Here is a 21,744-nt window from a genome sequence, read left to right as displayed (position 1 = left end):
TTGAACCATTCCATTAGGTAAAACGCAAAATTACCTTCAATTACAGTAATTTTACTGAGCAATAGGCAAAAAAAAAGAGGAAATGAATTCCTCTTTCTTGTCGCTTTTCTCTACAACTCAGTGAGTTACAGTGTCTCTTTTATTAAGACGATGCCAGATTGTCGCTTTTCAGAAATAAAAGCGTCTTGCCGTTTAAAGATTTTTAACGATGTCGCCTACAAGACCTGGACCTTTGTAAATGAAACCAGAGTAAACTTGTACAAGCTTAGCGCCTGCCATCATTTTCTCTTTTGCAGCAACATACGAATCAACACCACCTACTCCAATGATCGGCAGTTGGTCACCCAGCTCTTCGTGAAGTTTACGAACTACTTCAGTACTGCGAGATTGAACAGGACGTCCACTTAGACCACCCGCTTCATCGCAATGTTTCATGCCTTCAACGATTGAACGATCCAATGTTGTGTTTGTTGCGATCACACCATCGATCTTATTTTTGATCAATGACTCACAAATTTGGCTAATTTCGTCGTCGCTTAGATCCGGAGCAATCTTAAGAGCAAGAGGTACATATTTACCATGCTTCTCTTCTAGTTCCGCTTGTTTTGCTTTAAGTTCAGACAACAAATCATCAAGTGCTTCGCCGTATTGTAGAGAACGTAGTCCTGGTGTATTTGGTGAAGAGATATTTACCGCAATGTAACCCGCGTATTGATATACCTTCTCCATACAGATCAAGTAGTCTTCTGCACCCTTTTCAATTGGCGTGTCTTTGTTTTTACCGATGTTGATACCTAAGATGCCGTCGTAGTTCGACTTCTTAACATTCTCAACAAGGTTATCAACGCCTAGGTTATTAAAACCCATGCGGTTGATGATACCTTCAGCTTCAACAAGACGGAACAAGCGAGGTTTGTCGTTACCCGCTTGCGGACGCGGAGTAACAGTCCCTACTTCTACAAAACCAAAACCCATCGCGCCAAATGCATCAATACATTCGCCGTTTTTATCTAGGCCGGCAGCAAGGCCAACTGGGTTTTTAAAAGTAAGACCCATACACTCTACAGGTCGGTGAGGTAATTGTTGGCGATACAAAAGATCAATAGGCGTGCCTGTGAAGCGTTTGAAATTTTGAATTGCTAGATCATGTGCCTTTTCGGCATCAAGTTGGAAAAAGCCAGTTCTGGCTAGACGGTAAAGCATTGTGCCTCCGATAGAAAAAAGCCCCGTGTAAACGGGGCGATATTATTTACTTATTTACCCAACTATTCAATCTATTACTGTCTGTAAGGGTAAGATAATCGAGTTTGCTAACGAATGCGGTTCATTATTAAGCAAACGTTATCGTTTCTTCAGGTTATTAACTCATTTCTTGCCTTTACCACATTGCGGCCACCAGCTCACTTAACAACAAGCAACTCACTTAACAACAAACAACGTGTGCGTCGAGATTGACCCTTCAAAAATCGTTAGACCAATGGATCCCACTTTACCGAAACGAAAAAGGCAGACCTTATGGCCTGCCCTTATTTTTTTCGTTTTATCTAGTGACTAGTCTTTTGACATGCAGTTTAGATTCAACAGCATCAATTCACGCAATGCTACTGAGAACTTAGCAAACTCATGAACCGAACCCACTTTGAATTCGTTTAAGATGCTTTCCCAACGATGTAGGGAAACAGAGTTACTTTCCATCCAGTCATCAAGCGCTTTAATTACATCAATGTCTGAAGCACAACCACAGTTAAGTACTTGGCCAGTTAACTGACGTTGCTGCCAATCCAGATCTTCTCTGAATGCTGCACGCGCCAGTGCTTGCCAGTTGTTGTCTACTGCTTGGCCATTGATTTGCTTCAAGAACCAGTGCAGTGACAAACGATCACCGAGGTTGAAGTAAAGCTTAGACGCTTGTTGTACTGTTTTACCTGTTTCACGAGCCACTGTGGATATATCCAGTGCTGAGTACAAGCTAGACAAACGAGCCACGGAATTAGCCAGCTCAGCGTTGACACCTTGGTCAATCCATAGTTGAGCCATTGCTTGATGCTCTTCTACTTCTGAAGCTACTAGGTTTTCATCCAGCTTCTCAGTAATCGCGACTACATCACCTTGGTAAAGCTCAATCAATGCATTCACTGACTGTTTACCGGTACGGTTTCTTAGTAACCAACGTGCTAGACGACGAAGCGTACGGCGTACATGGTAAAGCAATTCGTATTGAGCTTCAGAACTTGAGATGTTGTCCAGTTCACGGATGCTCTTCAATACCTTACCCAGGCCGTAGATTTCACGTGATGCCGCGTAAGCATTCGCAATATCGACAATGTTCGCGCCCGTCTCTTCTTGCAAGCGAGTCACAAAGTTACAGCCCATCTCGTTAACCATTTGGTTAGCAAGCGCAGTCGCAATGATCTCTGCACGAAGTGGATGGTTATCCATGTGTTGAGAATAGTTACGGCGTAACTCTGTTGGGAAGTATTGCATCAGTTGTTGAGCATGGAACTCATCATTCGCAATATCATCACTCACAAGATCTTCTTTTAGAACCATTTTACCGTAAGCGATCAATACTGATAATTCAGGTCTTGTTAGTGCTTGGCCTTGCTTCTCACGCTCTAGCAGCGTTTCGTCATCTGGGATGTATTCCAAACCACGGTCTAAGTGTCCTGCTTTTTCCATTGTGTGGATAAAGCGGATTTGCTCTTTCACTAAGCCAACACCTTGATGCTCAGTAACAGAGATAGATTCAGCTTGGCAGTATGCGTCGTCTAGTACGATTTCGCCTACTTCGTCTTCCATAGATTCTAGAACTTGGTTACGTTGCTTAACGGTTAGATCACCATTAGACACCAAGCCATTCAAGAAGATCTTAATGTTAACTTCGTTATCCGAGCAATCTACACCACCAACGTTATCAACAAAGTCAGTATTAACTCGACCGCCCGTTAGAGCGTATTCAATACGACCCAACTGAGTCATACCCAAGTTACCGCCTTCACCAACAACCTTAGCTTTCAGGTCACGGCCATCAATACGTAGCACGTCATTTGCGCGGTCACCCACATCAGTATGAGTCTCGTTAGAAGACTTAACGTAAGTACCGATACCGCCATTCCAAAGTAGATCAACCTGCATAGACAAGATCGCTTTGATCAAGTCATTGGGTGCCATTGATGCTTTCTTGGTACCAAGCATTTTCTGAATTTCAGGCGTTAAAGAGATAGACTTCGCTCGACGAGAGAAGATGCCACCACCTTGAGAAATCAGCTCTTTATTGTAATCTTCCCAGCTTGAACGAGGCAGATTAAACAGACGGTCACGCTCTACCCAACTGGACGCTGATTCTGGATTCGGGTCAATGAAGATGTGCATGTGATTAAACGCAGCTTGTAAGCGAATATGCTTAGATAGCAGCATGCCGTTACCAAATACGTCACCTGCCATATCACCCACACCAATGGCAGTGAAGTCTGTGCTTTGACAGTTGATGCCCATTTCACGGAAGTGACGTTTAACAGATTCCCAGCCACCTTTCGCCGTGATACCCATAGCTTTGTGGTCGTAACCGTTAGAGCCACCAGAGGCAAACGCGTCACCTAACCAGAAGTTGTACTCTTCAGCTACTGAGTTCGCTAGGTCTGAGAATGTCGCTGTACCTTTATCGGCAGCAACAACCAAGTACGGGTCATCTTCATCGTGACGAACAACGCTCTTAGGTGGGATAACCTCACCTTCAATTATGTTGTCTGAAACGTCTAGCAATGCACGAATGAATCGCTTATAACAACGTTGACCTTCCGCGAAGATCTCATCACGGCCAGACATGGTGTGTTGACGCTTACAAACGAAACCACCTTTAGCACCGACCGGTACGATAACCGTGTTCTTAACTTGTTGCGCTTTAACTAGGCCTAGAATCTCAGTACGGAAGTCCTCTTGACGGTCTGACCAACGTAAACCACCACGTGCTACTTTACCGCCACGTAGATGCACACCTTCAATGTCTGGTGCGTAAACGAAGATCTCAAACGCAGGAACCGGCGCTGGGATATCTGGAATCTCGCTTGGTCTCATTTTCAGAGCCAACCAAGGCTTAGACTGTTTGTTTTCGTCTACTTGGTAGTAGTTAGTACGAAGCGTTGCAGTGATCATTTCCATGTAGCGACGAATGATACGATCATCATCCAAGCTCTCTACATGATCCAACTGTTCAGTGATCTTCTTAATAAGATCTTGTTGGCCTTTTGCGCTGCCCTTCAGTTTCGGGTCAAAACGCTTGCCGAATAGGCTTACTAACCCTTTCGCTAACTCTGGGTAATGAGACAATGTGTCTTCAATGTATTGTTGGCTAAATGGGAAACCAACTTGACGCATGTAACGAGCATAAGCACGTAAGATTGAGATTTCACGGCCAGAAAGACCAGCGCCAAGCACTAAGCGGTTGAAACCATCGCTGTCTAACTCACCCGCCCAAATTGCCGCAAAAGCTTGTTGGAAAAGATCGCGCGCTTCACGAAGATCAATGGTCTTGTCGCTCTTGTGCAGCATAGAGAAATCAAGGATCCAATATGTCACACCGTTGGTTTTACGCACTTCATATGGAGATTCACCGATAACGCGTAGGCCAAAGTTTTCAAGCATTGGCATAACATCAGAAAGGTGAATGGGCTCATCACTGTGGTAAAACAACTTCAAACGAACGGCTTTTGAATCTGCTGCTTCTTCTTGAGGACGGTAGAAAAGCATACCCAGTTTGTTGTCTTCGCTTAGTGCTTCTAAACGCTCAATATCCGCAACTGCAGAACCTGGCATCATGTCTTCTTTGTACGAACGTGGGAATGCACGCATGTACTCTTTCGACAATGGAAGACCTTTGCTTTCACCGAAGTTTGCAATGATTGATTCAGATAGACGGTCATCCCACGTAGACGATACTTCCATTAAATTTTGCTCAATTGTTTTCACGTCCACATCCATGTTGTTGTTATCAACACGAACAATATAGTGCGTTCTTGCTAGTGGGCTTTCAGAGAAGTACGTTGTAAATTCAACCTCTTCTTCACAACCAAAGTACTGTTTCAAGATGCGCTGTGTTTGGCGACGAAGCTCGGTGTTGTAACGATCTTTTGTTACGTAAACCATACAGCTAAAGAAACGGCCAAACGGGTCTTTGCGAACGAACAAACGCAGAAGATCACGATCTTGCATTTGAACTACGCCCGTACCGACTTCAAGTAACTCTTCTTCTCGAGCTTGAAGCAGTTCGTCACGTGGGTAGTTTTCAAGAATGTTGTGCAGCGCTTTGTAAGAGTATGAACCTTCACGGTAACCACTCGCGTCTAAGATACGCTCTACTTTCTCGCGGACGAGAGGAATCGTTTCAACGGTTTGGTTATAAACAGCAGATGTGTAAAGACCAGTAAAGCGGTGCTCACCAATAACCTTACCGTTCTTATCAAACTTCTTAATACCGATGTAGTCATTGTATGCTGGGCGGTGAATACGTGAAGCCGTGTTGCCCTTGGTTACGATAAGTACATACGGTTTTTTTGCTTCAAGGCGTGCCGAATCAGAAAACTCAGACAACTTAACGTTGCGTACACGATCTGAACTCGCAAACAAACCAAGACCTTGCTCCTTGGTCGGTTGCAGCTCAGTGTCGCCGTTAACTGAAACTAAGTCATATTCCTTATAACCCATGAATGTGAAATTGTGTTCACCTAACCAACGAAGAAACGCCAACGTTTCATCAAAGCGTTGGCCGTCTACTGGAATCGTCTCTTTCTGCTGTTCAACTTGATTGGTCACTTCTTCAAGTCTTTCAACCATCTTCAACCAATCGTTCACGACTAAGCTAGTGTCGGTAAAAATATCCAGCAGTTCCGTTTTGAGCGCTGTCATTTCAGCTTTGCTGCTAAGACGGTCTACTTCGATATGGAAAAGCGATTGGAATGCACCTTCGTTATTGCTAACACCGACAACACTGCCCTTATCTGAGCGAGAGATTTGTGTTGGGTTATGAAGCATAAGGTGAGAAGAAAGGTCTAGGCGAGTAAGTGCCATTTTTACAGAATCAACAAGGAATGGGCTGTCTGGAACGACTATCTCAACGATAGTGTGAGTAGACTGCCAACCTTGACGACTTACCGTCGGGTTGAAAACGCGTACAGAGATCTCGTCGGCTTTCTTTTCATTGATGTGATGCCATAAGCTAACTACAGCACCATATAAATCGGATTCGTTTCTCTGAGTCAGATCGTCGTGAGAAACGTTACTAAACAAGTGTTGAGCAAGTTGAGTTACGAGAGGTCGATGAGCAAGGTCAAGTTTGTCTTGAATCAGCTTGTAAACTTTTTCAAGTAAAACTGGAACCACAGTTTCACGTGCGGTCATAGTCACACTCCACAATTAGAATTATATTTTATTATTAGGGGGATCACTTAATCTGATGTTTGAAACGTGCCGTTGAGCGCTTTTCTACTAACGAGTTAAGCAAAGGTAATGCATTCATTTATTGTAAAAGCATTATTGAAAAATAGTTAATTGTTTTGGAGGTGGTAAGAGGTGAAATGTTTGATTATGTGATTAAGATTCCTTTTAACTCACTAGGCACGCCAAGGTTTACAGAGCTTCTAACTTAATAAACTTATTTTTTTGGTCAGTTGTCAGCCTAAACTGCCCTCTAACCCCTATTTGTGTAAGAAATGGTCTGAACCGAGTTGCAGGTAACTGCAAACGTAAACCTGTTGTTGTTATCACTTGAACTTTATTTGCCGCACCAGAATAGCTGGCCAAAAACTGCTGATATGAGATGTTAAGTTGGAAAATATAGCGATTCATACGATACCTGTATAAATATACAGTGCCGGTGTTTTTTGGCACTTAACGATGTCTGACTGTGAAACTGAGCTTGAAACTGCTCTAGCTTATCGAAAATTCGATGAACCAGAAACAAAAAATCAGCGGTAGATATTCTCTACCACTGATGACCTTTAGTTATAGCAAACCGTTTACCTGAATGAGCTGCTGCTGACTTAAGCCTCTAGTGCTTTCGTCACTTTCTCAAACAAGTCTTTTGCTAGGTTGTCCATGTTCTTTAACGTCTCTAGTTCTTTTTTGATAAGAGCTTGGCGTTCATCATCGTACTTACGGAACTTAAGTAACGGGTCAATCAGACGTGAAGCCACTTGCGGGTTGCTGCTGTTCAGTTCACGCAAGATTTCTCCTGCAAACTCATAGCCTTGACCTGACTTGTCGTGAAACTGAACCGGGTTCATGTTTAAGAATGAACCGACCAAGTTACGGGTACGGTTCGGGTTCTTCAAACTGAACGCTTGGTGCGACATCGACGCTTTGATCACTTCAAGTGCGTTTGAACTTGGGTTTGTACCTTGCAATGCAAACCACTTATCCATAACAAGGCCGTCGTGTTTCCACTTGTCGCTGTAATCAGCCATCAAAGTTTCACGACATGCCAGTTGTGCGCTGTTTGCCGCGCCCATCGCTGCCATTGTATCTGTCATGTTATTTGCCTGCTGGTACATTGCAACAACCAAATCGTTACCCTGCTCTGTATGTGCTAAGTAACTCAGACAAACTTTACGCAAAGTGCGCTTACCAATCGAATCGTGATCGATTGTGTATTCCGCTAGTGCATTGCTGTGATAAACCGCAGCCAGCTCGTCTTCAAGTTTTGTAGCCAGTGTTACCTTCATTGAATTCAACACAGATGCAACCGCATCAATATCAACACGCTCATACCAACCTGATACTTCGTTGTGGCTTGGCAATGAAAGCATCTCTGCGATAAAGGCAGGTTCTAGCGAATCACTCAGTAGTACGCCGCGGAATGCATCAACAACAGACTCTGATAATTCAAACTTCTGACCTTGTTGAACGTTCTCAACGTTACTGCGGATGTACTTAGCCAATAGCATTTGACCTGCATCCCAACGAGAGAACTCATTGCGTGCATTCACCATTAAGAAGATCAGCTCGTCATCTGAATAGTCGTATTCAAGTTTTACTGGTGCAGAGAATTCACGCAGCAATGATGGCACTGGTTTCTCGCTTACGTTCTCGAACACAAAAGTCTGTTCAGCTTCTTTCACATCTAATACATTGTGAACAGGCTTGCCGTTACATTGTAACTCAATCACATCACCTGTCGCTGTGTACAGTTCGATGTCTAGAGGAATATGCAGGGCTTGTTTTTCAGCTTGCTCATGTGTTGGTGCCGTTACTTGACGAGTTGTTAACGTGTATTGTTTCTTATCTGCATCGTAATGACTTTCAACAGACAGCGTTGGCGTACCAGACTGGCTGTACCATAAACGGAACTGAGACAGATCAACACCCGATGCATCTTCCATTGCTGCCACGAAATCTTCACATGTTGCTGCCGTACCATCGTGACGTTCGAAGTACAGCTTCATACCTTTTTGGAAACCATCTTCGCCCAACAATGTGTGGATCATACGGATCACTTCACTGCCCTTTTCGTACACTGTCAAAGTGTAGAAGTTATTCATTTCTATCACTTTTTCTGGACGAATTGGATGTGACATTGGGCTCGCATCTTCTGCGAATTGTGGACCGCGGATAATACGTACGTTGTTGATACGGTTTACTGCACGAGAACCAAGATCCGAAGAAAACTCTTGGTCACGGAATACCGTTAAGCCTTCTTTCAAGCTTAGTTGGAACCAATCGCGGCAAGTCACTCGGTTGCCGGTCCAGTTATGGAAATATTCGTGACCGATTACCGCTTCGATACCTAGGTAGTCTGTATCCGTTGCAGTTTGGTCATTCGCTAGAACAAATTTCGAGTTGAATACGTTCAGACCTTTGTTTTCCATCGCGCCCATATTGAAGAAATCAACGGCTACGATCATGTAGATGTCTAAGTCGTATTCTAAGTTGAAACGCTCTTCATCCCACTTCATTGAGTTAATCAAAGAAACCATCGCGTGGTTAGCTCTGTCTAGGTTGCCTTTGTCGACAAAGATTTCTAGGTCAACCTTGCGGCCTGATTGCGTAGTGTAAGCATCACGAAGTACATCAAAATCACCGGCTACTAGTGCAAACAGGTACGCTGGTTTTGGATGTGGATCTTGCCACTTCACCCAGTGACGACCATTTTCAACTTCGCCTTCATCTACACGGTTACCATTACTTAATAAGAACGGGTTCTCTGCTTTGTCTGCGATTACCGTTGTGGTGAATTTCGCCAATACGTCTGGGCGATCCATGTAGTAAGTAATACGACGGAAACCTTCCGCTTCACATTGAGTACAGAAAGCACCACCTGATTTGTACAATCCTTCAAGTGCGCTGTTCCCTTCAGGATTAACTTCGGTAACGATCATTAATGTGAATTCTTTTGGTAAATCGTTCAGTGTCAGTTGAGTTTCAGACTGCTCATACTGAGTCCACGCTTTACCTTCTACCAAAACAGAAACCAACTTCAAGCCTTCACCATCAAGTACTAAGGTCGAGCTATCTTTCTCTTGCTTAACACTAGACACAGCCGTAATGATGGATGCTGAATCGTACAAATCGAAAGTAAGATCGATTTCAGAAATAGTGTGAGATGGTGATTGATAATCTTTACGATACTTGGCTTGAGGTGTATGTGCCATGACGGGTTCCTTTTGATCGTTATGCGTAATTATTTTTTAACTGTCTATATCTAAAGGTTGAGCGCCAATAAAACAAGGGGAATATTAAAAAAAGGAGGCATTGTAAGAAAATGCCTCTATGTTTTGCTATTTTATCAATCAAATCAGACAGGAACGGCTAAGAAACGAACTGAGAACCATATTATCAACGAGCCGGTTTTACGGATAAAACTCGAACTTATCGTATGCGATTGAGCACCGCGAACATGTCTCCTTCTTCACCTTGAAGCGTCAAAACATCACTGTTTAATGTGTAACGAGTACCGTGTTCACCGTTTTCATACAGTAGTACTAACTGATCCCCTTCGGTGTAATACACCCCGCGACGAATGACTTCACTCCCTTCTTCATCTGATACTCGGAACATGAATATAAAGTCGGGTTGAAGGACTAAGTCCATTTTTTGAATGTTACTGGCACGTAAATCACTTCCGGAAAGTTCGGCGCTTGACCAGATCCCCGCTAATGCGTTTGGCAAGGCTTTGGTGAACATAACACCGTTAAGATTTAGCATATTGTGGTTACTGCTGTACGCATAAACCTGCGGTTCAGAAGTATTCAAACCTAAAATAATCGTGTCTTCATTAGCGTTATACAAACCTTCCCAATGATCCACACTGTAGTCTTTCTTTTGAATATCAATTGAAAATGAGTAGTTTGAATCAAGAGTCAGCTTAATTGCTCTAAAGTTTTCAGTGCCTTGCTCAGGATCTGGATTCATCAAATACCAATCGCCAAGCAACAGAGGTAGATCAAAATGAGATAGATTACTATCACTTTTTGATTGTTGGTTGCTCGGAGCTACTTCACTGCCGAAAGCCACAAAACTTAAACAAGATAAAAATAGTAGAATCCATTTCATACGCGCCCCCTCATTTTCTTTAAGCTTAGGCACGTAATGAATAGAAAGCGAAAAAATTTGATCCAAGTCACTAAATTTCAAATGCAAAGTAACTTATCTGTCATTATTGACCGCAAAATAGAGCTAAATCCCCCTCAATATTGAAAGTGCTTTGCGACAATCTCAATCAAAATAAGCAAATATTCCTTTCAAATCATAGGCACAAAAAAAGCGAGCCTAGGCTCGCTTTTTAAACTTCGCGTCTTTAAACAATTACCTTTAACAGGCATTTGCTCTATTTCTTGATCATATCCAGCATGATAGCAACAGACTCATCAAGATAAGCATCCGGGGCTTCATAGTCTTTAGGAATATCATCCAACGTTTTAAACGCCTCTAACTTAGCAGCTTTTTGACGTTGATTGATACGATCTAGACGAAGTACATCCGCATCATCGCTCTCTTGCTGACGTACCTTTTCATTCAAAGAAAGGTCATTATCGTCTTTATCTGCCTTATATTTTTCAATATCTTGCGCGATAAAGCCAAATTCCATATCTGTCGCAATACGAGCTTGGTGTTGAGCCGTTAAAGCAGCAATTTGCTCGTCGTTACGCTGTAACACTGAGTAGTTTGCTTTATCAATGCTGTCCCAAGGTAGAGCATTATCTTCAACACTTTCTCCGGTATCTGCCGGGTCAATTGGTGTTGGGTAAGCAATATCAGGCACTACACCTTTGTTTTGCGTACTACCACCATTGATTCGGTAGAACTTTTGGATTGTGTATTGAACGTAGCCCAACTCTTTGTCGAACAAATCATAAATATGATTCAAAGAACGATGCTGTTGTACCGTACCTTTACCGAAAGAGTTCTCACCTAGGATGATTGCACGACCGTAATCCTGCATCGCTGCTGCAAAGATCTCAGATGCCGAAGCACTGTAGCGATTCACCAATACCGTTAAAGGACCTTGGTAACTGATTTCACCATCAGTATCGCTGTTCACTTTGACACGACCGTAGCTATCACGAACCTGAACAACAGGCCCCTCTTTGATAAACAAACCAGAGAGTTCGGTTGCTTCCGTTAGTGCACCACCACCGTTGTTTCGCAGATCAACAATAATACCTTCAACACCTTGCTCTTTAAGTTCGGTGATCAGTTTATCGGTATCTTTAGAAAGGCCAACATAGAAACTTGGTACTTCTAGTACACCAATCTTCTTGCCATCTTTCTCGATAACTTCTGACTTAACAGCGCGGTCTTCTAAACGAATCTTATCGCGTACAATTGTGACAACGTGACTTTTTGCATCTTTACCGTCTGGCAAGATCTGTAGCTTAACTTTGGTCCCTTTCGGTCCTTTAATTAATTGCACTACATCGTCTAAACGCCAGCCGATAACATCAACAATCTCTTCACCATCTTGACCAACACCAACAATACGGTCGCCATCGCTCAGCTGTTTGCTATTTGACGCAGGACCACCAGCAACTAAAGATCGAATAACGGTGTAGTCGTCTGTCATCTGAAGTACAGCACCAATACCTTCTAGAGATAGGTTCATCTCAGATTGGAATTGCTCTGCATTTCTTGGAGAAAGGTAACTGGTATGCGGATCAACTTCACGCGCAAATGCGTTCATGTAGATCTGGAAAGCATCTTCGTTGTGCGATTGCGTAATACGCTTCATCGCATTGTTGTAACGCTTTTCCAAAACTTCTTGAATCTCTGGCCACTCTTTACCAGTAAGTTTTAGATTCAACGCATCGTATTTAACGCGTTTTCTCCAAAGCTCATTCACTTCAGCGATATCTTTTGGCCATTCCGCTTCGCTACGATTGAGCTCAATACTTTCATCGGTATCAAACTTAATCTCTGTATCTAGCAAAGACAATGCATATTGAAAACGTTCAAAACGCTTCTGCATAGACAAATTATAAACATCGAATGCAATCTGGTTATTGCCCGATTTCAGCTGATCATCAATTTGTGTAGAAGACGCAGCGAAAGAGTCAATATCAGCTTGAGTGAAGATATTACGATTATAATCTAGCATCTCTAGGTAACGATTAAAGATAGCTTGAGAGAAATCATCGTTGAGATTGAAGTGCTTATAGTGAGAACGAGTAAATCGAGAAGTAACACGTTTACTAGCAGTTTCGTGTTGGACCTCAGGAGCGAGTAGAGGTAAATCGTCCTGATCTAATTTGGCTTCGAGAGCCTGAGCTGAAGCTGCTAGCCAAAAGCTAGCAGCAATCAGTGTCAATTTTGAACGGCATTTCATGCGTAGGAGTATCTCCTTTAAGCGCGCAAGTGCTCCGCTTTAACAACCATTTGTAGGCCGTTTGCTAACTGAACACGCACATCTTCCTTATTGATTTCAACAATGGTCGCAGCCATGTTTCCTTTACCCATGTTCACATTTACTTCTTTGCCAGCGATAAATTCGTCAGCGTTCAAAGCGCGTGTTTCTACAGGCTTTTCTACTTTTGGTGCTTTAGGCGCTTGACGACGAGGCTGTTGAGCTTTCTTCGCCTTAGGTTTCGCTTTGCCTTCTTCACGAGCTTTTTGTGCTTGTTCTTTACGACGAGCCTGAACTTTCGCTTTGCTTTCTGCAAGTGTCGCTTTAGCGTGTTCAACGTGCTCTTCTTCTAGTGTGCCACACGCGTTGCCGTCTAGGTCAACACGTTCTGCGCCAGCTTTTACGCCGTGCAGGTAACGCCATGATGATGTGTACTGTCTTAACGCTGCACGAAGCTGAGTCTTACTTACTTTTTCGTCTTCGTTTAGACGTTCAGCAAGATCTTGAAAAATACCAATTTTAAGTGGCTTCGCTTCACCTTCTAGAGTAAAGCATTTAGGGAAACATTCAGCAATATATGCGATAACTTCTTTGCTGTTTTTTAACTTTTCAGTGTTTTCCATGTGGGTTCCTGGTTTTTGCGGTTTTCCGCGAGCATTAAGAAAATATTTTTACGTATTATAGAGAGATGCTTGGGAAAAACCACAGTAAGAGAATAATTTATGCCTTGTTCGCGTGCGAATTAAGCAGCTTTTCCACTTCTGCCATGAAAAATGTTAATCCGTCCTCGTCAATTTGAGAAAAACGACCAATATTTGGGCTATCGATATCAAGAACGCCAGCGATTTTTCCGCCAATCGAGAACGGAATAACGATTTCTGAGTTACTTGCAGCGTCACATGCGATGTGACCTTCGAACTCATGAACATCATGAATGCGCTGAACTGTATTCGTCGCAACCGCAGTTCCACACACACCACGCCCTACCGGAATTCGTACACAAGCAGGTTGACCTTGGAAAGGACCCAGTACAAGTTCGTCTTTTTCCTTAGCTTGGTCCTGCTTCATTAAATAGAAACCCGCCCAATTCAGTTCATCCAATTCCATGAATAATAATGAACTGATATTAGCAAGATTAGCAGTTAGATCGGTTTCTGATTCAATTAATGCAACGGCTTGTTTGGTTAAGCGTTGGTAATGTTCTATTTTCATATTAACTTCCAATTAAATTGAGACTTCCATTATCAAGAGAACGCAGTAGAATGCGGCCATCAAACTAAATAGGACTTATTCTCATTACAATGAACAATTCAAAAGACACTATTAGCCGTTCTTGGTTAATAACTCAAGTAAAAAAACACAAGTCCAAATTACTGTTTGCTAACATTATTGCCATATTTGCAACTCTCATTAGTGTCCCTATCCCGTTGCTCATGCCATTAATGGTTGATGAAGTATTACTTGATAAGCCAGCTTCAGGCTTAGAGATGATGAACCACCTACTTCCATCATCGTTACAAACACCTACGGGCTATATAGCACTAACTTTGTTGTTAGTGATTATCATGCGCACCGTTAGCCAAGCGTTAAACATTCTGCAAGGGCGTCAATTTACACTCGTCTCAAAAACAATTACCTATCAAATGCGAAGCAAGATGATAGATAAGCTTGGCCGCATTAGTATTAGACAGTACGAAACCAAAGGCAGCGGTGGTATCAACGCCCACCTGATAACAGACATAGAGACGATAGATAAGTTCATTGGCTCGACTTTGTCTAAGTTCCTCATCAGCTTCTTAACCGTGTTTGGCACCGCGATCGTGTTATTGTGGTTAGAATGGCGATTAGGGTTGTTCATTTTACTGGTCAATCCTGTTGTGATTTATTTCTCCCGTAAACTAGGCAGCAAGGTTAAGCACCTTAAAAAGTACGAGAACCAATCTTTCGAACGTTTTCAAAACCGCTTGGTTGAAACCTTAGATGGTATTTATCAGCTACGTGCAGCCAACAAAGAACGTATCTTCCTAGATGAATTGAAGGTTCAAGCGAACCAAGTAAGAATCGATGCCGACAAATATGCATGGCAATCTGAAGCTGCTGGGCGTGTTTCGTTTCTGCTCTTTCTATTAGGCTTTGAACTTTTCCGAGCTGTCGCGATGTTAATGGTGCTATTCAGTGACTTAACCATCGGTCAGATCTTTGCGGTATTCGGTTACTTATGGTTTATGTTAGGCCCAGTTCAAGAGCTGCTAGGGATTCAATTCTCTTGGTATAGCGCGAAGGCGGCACTACAACGAATCAATGATCTTCTGAAGTTAGAAGAAGAGCATCGCCCAGTAAGCAAGGTAAACCCTTTCAATGAAAACCAAGAAGTGACGGTAGACATCGAAAACGTTACATTCTCTTACACATTAGAAAACACTGTTTTAAATAGCCTATCACTGCACATCCCTGCAGGTAAAAAGGTCGCTCTGGTGGGTGCGAGTGGTGGCGGTAAGTCGACATTAATCCAATTGCTGATTGGGGTTTATCAAGCTGATTCAGGTTGTATACGCTATAACGGCGAAAAAACTGATGACATCAGCTTTGATATTATCCGCAATGAAATTGCCGTTGTTTTACAACAACCTATACTCTTTAATGATACATTGAGGCATAATCTGACCCTTGGCGCTGAATATGATGAAATGTCGCTATGGCGTGCGCTTGAAGTCTCTCAAATGCAAGATGTTATCAAGCAGCTGAGTAATGGCTTGGATACACAAATTGGTAGGAATGGTGTTCGACTGTCTGGCGGTCAACGACAACGTCTAGCCATAGCCCGCATGGTGCTGAGCAATCCTAAGTTTGTTATTCTTGATGAAGCGACATCTGCACTCGACACTGCAACAGAGTCGGCACTGCATAAAGCTCTGAGCGAGTTTTTGAAAGATCGCACAACTTTGATAGTGGCTCATCGATTATCAGCGGTGAAACAAGCCGATCTAATCTATGTTTTAGAAGATGGGCAAGTCACACAGACGGGAACACATGGTGAATTGGTTGAACAACAAGGACTTTATCAAACACTCTACGGCAGTGTGCAATCGCACGCCTGATGTTTATAGTTCTGAGTCTTTAAGTCGGGCATCGAGTCTGACTAACGTTTCAACTTGGGAGGTCGCGTGACCTCCCCATCCGTTACCACCCCTTTATCAACGAAGCATCAATGCGATAGCAGCTCAGTGCGTCTTTGTCAGGGCTGCGAGCTTCCCGTAGATAAAATGGACATCCCTTTGGGGAAATCTGCTTACTGTCCAAGGTGTGGTACTCAGCTTTATAGAGGCGGAACCCCTAGCCTCTCTGGAAACCTAGCAATTGCGATTACCTGCTTATTGCTGTTTATCCCCTCGCACTTTTTTGAATTCATCAGTATTCGCCTGATTGGTGTCATGATACCTGCAACATTACCATCCGGCGTCTTTACTTTAATGGGTGAAGGCTTCCCTCTGCTTGGCTTACTGATCCTGTTCTGCAGTTCGATCGCTCCGTTGCTCGTGTGTACATCGGTACTCATTACCCATTTATCATTGCGCTTCAAATTTTTTACACCATTTAGGTATGCGTTAGCCGTCATCCAGACATTAAAACATTGGATGATGTTGGATGTGTTTCTGGTAAGTTTGGCGGTCTCATGTTTCAAACTGCAAGATTACTCAGATATTTTTGTCGGCCCTGGATTGGTTGGCCTCATTCTTCTGCAGCTTTTCAGTGTATTGTTGGTAAGCCGCATCAGCGTGCGTCGCTACTGGGAAGCTTGGACAAAAGAATCTGACTACTCATTTACTGAAAGTAAGAACGTACACTGTCATAACTGCCACCTATCTCAACCGGATGGGCATACTTGCGTGCGTTGTCACCATGACTTATACCACCGCAAGCCCTACTCTATACAGAAGACATGGGCACTGTTGTTTGCCGCATCAGTGGCTATTGTGCCAGCCAACGTCATTCCGATTTCTATCCTTATCACCAACGGACAAAGGCTAGAAGACACAATAATTTCCGGTGTCGCGTCGCTAATAAATAGCGATATGTATGGCATTGCAGCGATCATTTTCATTGCCAGTATCGTCGTTCCCGTCGCGAAAATACTGGGCCTCGCGTACATCTTAATCTGTATCAAGATGAAGCGTACGATTTACCACAGACAACGTATGACCATCTATTTCATCGTGAAATGGGTGGGAAAATGGTCGGTTATGGATCTATTCGTTATTTCGATCATGATGACCTTGGTCGACCGCGGACAAATTTTAAACTTTACACCAGGTTATGGTGCAGTCGCTTTTGGCGTCGTGGTTGTTCTCACGATGCTAGCAGCGGAAAGCTTAGATCCTAGGCTAATTTGGGATAACTACACCTCTAAAGATGAGTCAGTGAATGAACAACGATAACCAATCACAAACGTCATATTCACCAGAAGTAAGGAAAAACAAAGGCATCTCACCTTTGTGGATTCTGCCGATATTAACCGTCGCATTAGCCGGTTGGTTGGTCATGAAATCGATCCACGATGCAGGCCAACGTGTGCAGATATACTTTTCAGATGCCGCAGGTTTAGTCGCAGGTCGAACAACGATTCGTTACCAAGGCTTAGAGGTGGGTATGGTGCGCGACATCACCTTATCCAAAGATCTATCGAGCATCTATGTCGATGCTGACATCTACCCAGAAGCGAAGAAACTACTATCAAAAGGCACACGTTTTTGGCTCGTAAAGCCAACGGCCAGTTTGTCTGGTATCTCTGGGTTAGATGCACTTGTTTCAGGTAACTATATCGCTATACATCCTAGCGAAACTAAAGAAGAGCCAGAAACCGTTTTTCAGGCTTTAGAGTCGTCCCCTTCTGATTTGCTGGCTTCTGAAGGTCTAAACATCTCATTGACGACCAAAGATCTAGGTGGTGTGTCTGTTGGCTCTCAAATCGTTTATCGTAAAATCCCCATTGGTGAGGTTTACAACTACCAGCTAAACGACAACGCTAAATCCGTAACCATTCAAGCGTCAATTAAAGATGAATACAGCCATATCATTACCGATCAAAGCCGTTTTTGGAATGTAAGTGGCTTAGGTGCCAGTATTGGATTTTCAGGTGTTGACGTGCGCTTAGAAAGTCTAAGTGCCCTATTAGGTGGCTCTATCGCCGTGGACTCTCCAGGAGAAGGCGAACCGGTTGAGATGAACACTAAGTTCAAGCTCTACCCAGATCTGAAAACAGCAGGTCGTGGTATCTCTATCAAGATCGCTGTTCCCGATGATAACAAGATCAGTGCAACGGGTGCTCCGATCATGTATCGCGGCATTGAAATCGGTCAAATCACCGACTTATCTTTAAGCGAAGGACGTGAAAACGTGGTCGCATCCGCTGCTATCCAGCCTGCATTCAGTGACTTTTTAAATAGCGGCAGTAAATTCGTTCTAGAAGAAGCTGAACTATCGCTTACTGGCATGAAAAACATTGCAAACTTAGTGACAGGTAACTTTTTAACCTTGGTACCGGGCAAAGGTGAAAAAGCCCGTCGATTTACTGCGATCCGTAAGAACGAATTCAGTCAGGAACAAGAGAAATCCGTTGCGATTCGCTTAACCTCAAACAATTCGTTCGGACTGGATGTCGGTACACAACTGCTCTACAAAGGTATTGCTGTTGGCTCTATCATCCAAGTGGGCTTAGTCGATGGTGTTGGCACTGGCTCTGATAAGCACGAAGTGTTCATGGATGCGCTTATCGACAACGAGTACGCGCACCTTATCAAAAGTCACAACCGTTTCTTCGTGACAGGCAGTGCAACCGCGGAGCTTACCGAATCAGGTTTGAGTGTTACTGTTCCGCCAGCAAAACAGCTTCTGACTGGCTCGATTAGCTTTGTAAGTGAAGGTAAATCTGAAGCTCGAACAGACTACCAACTTTTCCAAAGTAAATCGTTAGCAGAAATCGCTAAGTTTAATCAGTCCGGCTCAAAGACGCTTTCGTTGTTTGCCAGTGAGTTACCTTCAATTTCTAAAGGCAGCCCACTACTCTATCGCAACCTACAAGTGGGTAGTATTTCTGATTTTCAGCTTGCAGACGGTGGTGTAAGAATCAAAGTCACGATCGAAAATCGTTATACGCACTTGCTCAATAAGCATACCGTTTTCTGGAACCGTTCAGGCGTTGAGGTTGATGCGTCACTATCGGGTATCAGTATTAAAGCGGCGCCAGTTAAAACTCTTATCCAAGGCGGTATTGCTTTTGACTCTCTGCCGGGAATCGACAACAAACTTGGTGATGTGTGGAAGCTTTATAAAGATTCGAAATCCGCTCGAAAATTTGGCCGCGCGATTACTATCACCTCTTCTGGCGATCAAGAAGTCAGCAAGGGTATGGCGATCAAATATCAAGGTGTCACTGTTGGTGAGGTTACTTTGGTGATTCCGAACTTCAACAAAGGCGGTATTGAGATTACTGCGCGTATTTTACCTGAGTACGTCGACAAGATTGCCGTGGCGAACAGTCACTTCTGGTTGGCAGAACCTGAGATTGGCCTTAACGGCATCAAAAACGTCTCTGCGCTCCTCTCTAAACACATCAACGTAGATCCGGGCAAAGGTGAAAGAAACACGAAATTTGAGCTTAGCAAGGGACCAGTGCAGCCTGAAGGCAAAATATTCCAGCTACAAAGCGAAACGCGAGGCTCGGTATCAGAAGGCACACCTATCCTATTCCGCGAACTTGAAATCGGCAGTGTTATCGATGTTCAGCTAGGCGAGTTTGCCGACCGCATTATATCTACGATTCAAATAGAACCTGATTACGCGTATCTAATTCGCGCAAACACTGTGTTCTGGAACGTGTCGGGCGTCGATGTCTCTATTGGTCTGTCAGGCGCAAACATCAAAGCCGGAACGGTAGACAGCTTATTAAGAGGTGGTATTACATTCTCAACCCCACCGACGAATGAACTTCGACCAGTCGCAAGCGAAGATCAGTCTTTCTATCTCTATCCTCAAGCCGAAGATGAGTGGAAATCATGGAGAACCGCGATTCCTCGCCCATAGAGTGAATTCCCACACGTTCCAGGAAGATTAATTCTTCATCAAAATGCAGCCATTAGGCTGCATTTTTGTTGTTTGCTATAAATATGGTTTAGGACGGCCTCATTTTGCTTTAAACTCACCGCATTAATGCAATAAATCGAGATACTCTTTTGCACGCTAACGTATATATTCCAGAAGAATTCCTAACGCACATCGAAGCAATCATGCCTAGTCATCTAGATATGGCTTCTTTTGTCGCTTCATGCCAAAAACCACTTCGTAAAAGTATTCGAGTCAACACATTGAAAATCAGTGTTGAAGACTTCCTCCTACGAGCAAAAGAGAAAGGCTGGGAACTGGAACCTGTACCTTGGTGCGAAACAGGCTTTTGGATTACAGCTGATGAGAGTGAAGCGCCACTAGGTAATACGGCAGAACACATGTCTGGTCTTTTCTACATCCAAGAAGCCAGCTCGATGATGCCACCTTCGGCACTTTTCCAAGGTGAAGCTGATTACCAAGCGGTGTTAGACACTGCGGCTGCACCAGGCTCTAAAACCACTCAAATCGCTGCGCTAATGAATAATCGCGGTGTATTGGTTGCCAATGAATACGCAGCAAGCCGTGTGAAAGTCCTTCACGCTAACATCGAACGTTGTGGTGTTCGTAATGCCGCTCTAAGTAACTTTGACGGTCGAGTTTTCGGTGGTTGGTTACCAGAACAGTTTGATGCAGTGCTGCTAGACGCGCCCTGCTCTGGCGAAGGTACCATTCGTAAAGACGCTGATGCGATGAAGAACTGGACTTATCAATCTGTAGTCGATATTGCTGACACTCAAAAAGATCTGATTGAAAGCGCGTTTCATGCTCTTAAACCTAATGGTATTTTGGTTTACTCAACATGTACGTTAAGTACTGAAGAGAACCAACAAGTGTGCCATCACCTAAAAGAGACCTTTGGTGATGCGGTAGAATTCGAATCCCTTGAATCACTGTTCGACAATGCGAAAGCAACTACAACAGAAGAAGGCTTTCTACACATTTTCCCACAGGTGTATGACTCAGAAGGTTTCTTCGTTGCACGTATCCGTAAATTAGCGTCAGTTACTCCACCAGAAGTTAAAAAACGTATGGGTAAATTCCCATTTGAGAAAGCATCAAAGAAAACTCAGCAAGAAGTCGCTGAACAACTAATGAGTACTCTCGATATCGAATTGCCAAGTGATACTCAAGTTTGGATTCGAGATAAAGACGTTTGGCTATTCCCAGAAGCGCTAGAGCCGATGATCGGTGAATTCCGTTTCTCTCGCATGGGAATTAAGATCGCGGAAACCCATAAAAAAGGTTACCGATGGCAGCACCAAGTCGCGACAACGCTCGCGACAGGTAATGAAGCTAACATCGTAGACCTCAGCGTCGAAGATGCTCGAGAATGGTTCATGGGCCGAGACGTTCGCCCAGAAGGCTTGTCAGACAAAGGCGAAGTGCTAGTAAAATACAACGGCGCAATCATCGGCCTTGGTAAATGGGTAGGTAACCGAGTGAAGAACGGCTTACCAAGAGAGCTAGTACGCGACAAAAACCTTTTCTAGTCGTTCGATTAAAGCTCACACTGTACTAAGAAAAATAAAAAGCCCAAACAACATTCATTGTTTGGGCTTTTTCTATTCTTGTCGGCTAGTTCATTTCAAGGGAAGCACTGAAAAATCAACACTTAATTATACAAATATCAATTCAAGTCGCTATTTTAAAAACAAAAATCGCTTATTGGAGAATTTAAACTAGACTTCTATCTATAGTCCAGAGATTAAAACAATTAGCGTAGGCTCTTCGGAGCCCTTTCCCCTAAGCCCAAA

12 protein-coding genes are annotated in these 21,744 nt (G+C 43.5%); 4 read left to right on the top strand and 8 right to left on the bottom strand.

From position 1 onward, the window contains the following. Positions 1 to 192: 192 nt before the first annotated feature. From pyrD to FTW16_RS00590, 8 genes are all read right to left on the bottom strand, one after another. Complete coding sequence (pyrD, locus tag FTW16_RS00625; RefSeq protein ID WP_146489721.1) at positions 193 to 1,203, bottom strand: quinone-dependent dihydroorotate dehydrogenase; 1,011 nt, start codon at positions 1,201 to 1,203, stop codon at positions 193 to 195. Between the two features lie 348 nt (positions 1,204 to 1,551). Beyond that, positions 1,552 to 6,393 (bottom strand): NAD-glutamate dehydrogenase, encoded by a 4,842-nt coding sequence (locus tag FTW16_RS00620; RefSeq protein WP_146489720.1) that lies wholly within the window; start codon positions 6,391 to 6,393, stop codon positions 1,552 to 1,554. 228 nt (positions 6,394 to 6,621) lie between these two features. After that, positions 6,622 to 6,840, bottom strand: a complete 219-nt coding sequence (locus tag FTW16_RS00615; protein WP_146489719.1) for a DUF2835 domain-containing protein — start codon at positions 6,838 to 6,840, stop codon at positions 6,622 to 6,624. 194 nt (positions 6,841 to 7,034) lie between these two features. Next, complete coding sequence (gene pepN / locus FTW16_RS00610) at positions 7,035 to 9,641, bottom strand: aminopeptidase N (protein ID WP_146489718.1); 2,607 nt, start codon at positions 9,639 to 9,641, stop codon at positions 7,035 to 7,037. 217 nt (positions 9,642 to 9,858) lie between these two features. After that, positions 9,859 to 10,542, bottom strand: a complete 684-nt coding sequence (locus FTW16_RS00605; protein WP_146489717.1) for a hypothetical protein — start codon at positions 10,540 to 10,542, stop codon at positions 9,859 to 9,861. Positions 10,543 to 10,816: 274 nt separating this feature from the next. Continuing rightward, positions 10,817 to 12,811: a carboxy terminal-processing peptidase gene (gene prc, locus FTW16_RS00600; protein ID WP_146489716.1), complete on the bottom strand. Its 1,995-nt coding sequence runs from the start codon at positions 12,809 to 12,811 to the stop codon at positions 10,817 to 10,819. Between the two features lie 17 nt (positions 12,812 to 12,828). After that, positions 12,829 to 13,452, bottom strand: a complete 624-nt coding sequence (gene proQ, locus FTW16_RS00595) for an RNA chaperone ProQ (protein WP_017057223.1) — start codon at positions 13,450 to 13,452, stop codon at positions 12,829 to 12,831. A gap of 97 nt (positions 13,453 to 13,549) precedes the next feature. Then, positions 13,550 to 14,041 (bottom strand): GAF domain-containing protein, encoded by a 492-nt coding sequence (locus tag FTW16_RS00590; RefSeq protein WP_086711493.1) that lies wholly within the window; start codon positions 14,039 to 14,041, stop codon positions 13,550 to 13,552. Between the two features lie 89 nt (positions 14,042 to 14,130). Here FTW16_RS00590 and FTW16_RS00585 point away from each other — a divergent pair, with 89 nt between their 5' ends. The 4 genes from FTW16_RS00585 to rsmF all read left to right on the top strand — a co-directional run bounded on the left by FTW16_RS00585 (position 14,131) and on the right by rsmF (position 21,480). Then, complete coding sequence (locus FTW16_RS00585) at positions 14,131 to 15,927, top strand: ABC transporter ATP-binding protein (protein WP_136974298.1); 1,797 nt, start codon at positions 14,131 to 14,133, stop codon at positions 15,925 to 15,927. A gap of 54 nt (positions 15,928 to 15,981) precedes the next feature. Next, positions 15,982 to 17,265, top strand: a complete 1,284-nt coding sequence (locus FTW16_RS00580) for a paraquat-inducible protein A (RefSeq protein ID WP_146489715.1) — start codon at positions 15,982 to 15,984, stop codon at positions 17,263 to 17,265. Beyond that, positions 17,252 to 19,909 (top strand): MlaD family protein, encoded by a 2,658-nt coding sequence (locus FTW16_RS00575; protein ID WP_146489714.1) that lies wholly within the window; start codon positions 17,252 to 17,254, stop codon positions 19,907 to 19,909. Before FTW16_RS00580 ends, FTW16_RS00575 begins: the two co-directional genes overlap by 14 nt. Positions 19,910 to 20,058: 149 nt before the next feature. Then, positions 20,059 to 21,480, top strand: coding sequence for a 16S rRNA (cytosine(1407)-C(5))-methyltransferase RsmF (gene rsmF / locus FTW16_RS00570; protein WP_146489713.1), 1,422 nt, complete (start codon positions 20,059 to 20,061; stop codon positions 21,478 to 21,480). Positions 21,481 to 21,744: the final 264 nt, after the last annotated feature.

Source organism: Vibrio sp. T20, assembly GCF_007858795.1.
Classification (GTDB): Bacteria; Pseudomonadota; Gammaproteobacteria; order Enterobacterales; family Vibrionaceae; genus Vibrio; species Vibrio satsumensis.
This window is presented reverse-complemented; position numbering and strand designations above follow the sequence as displayed.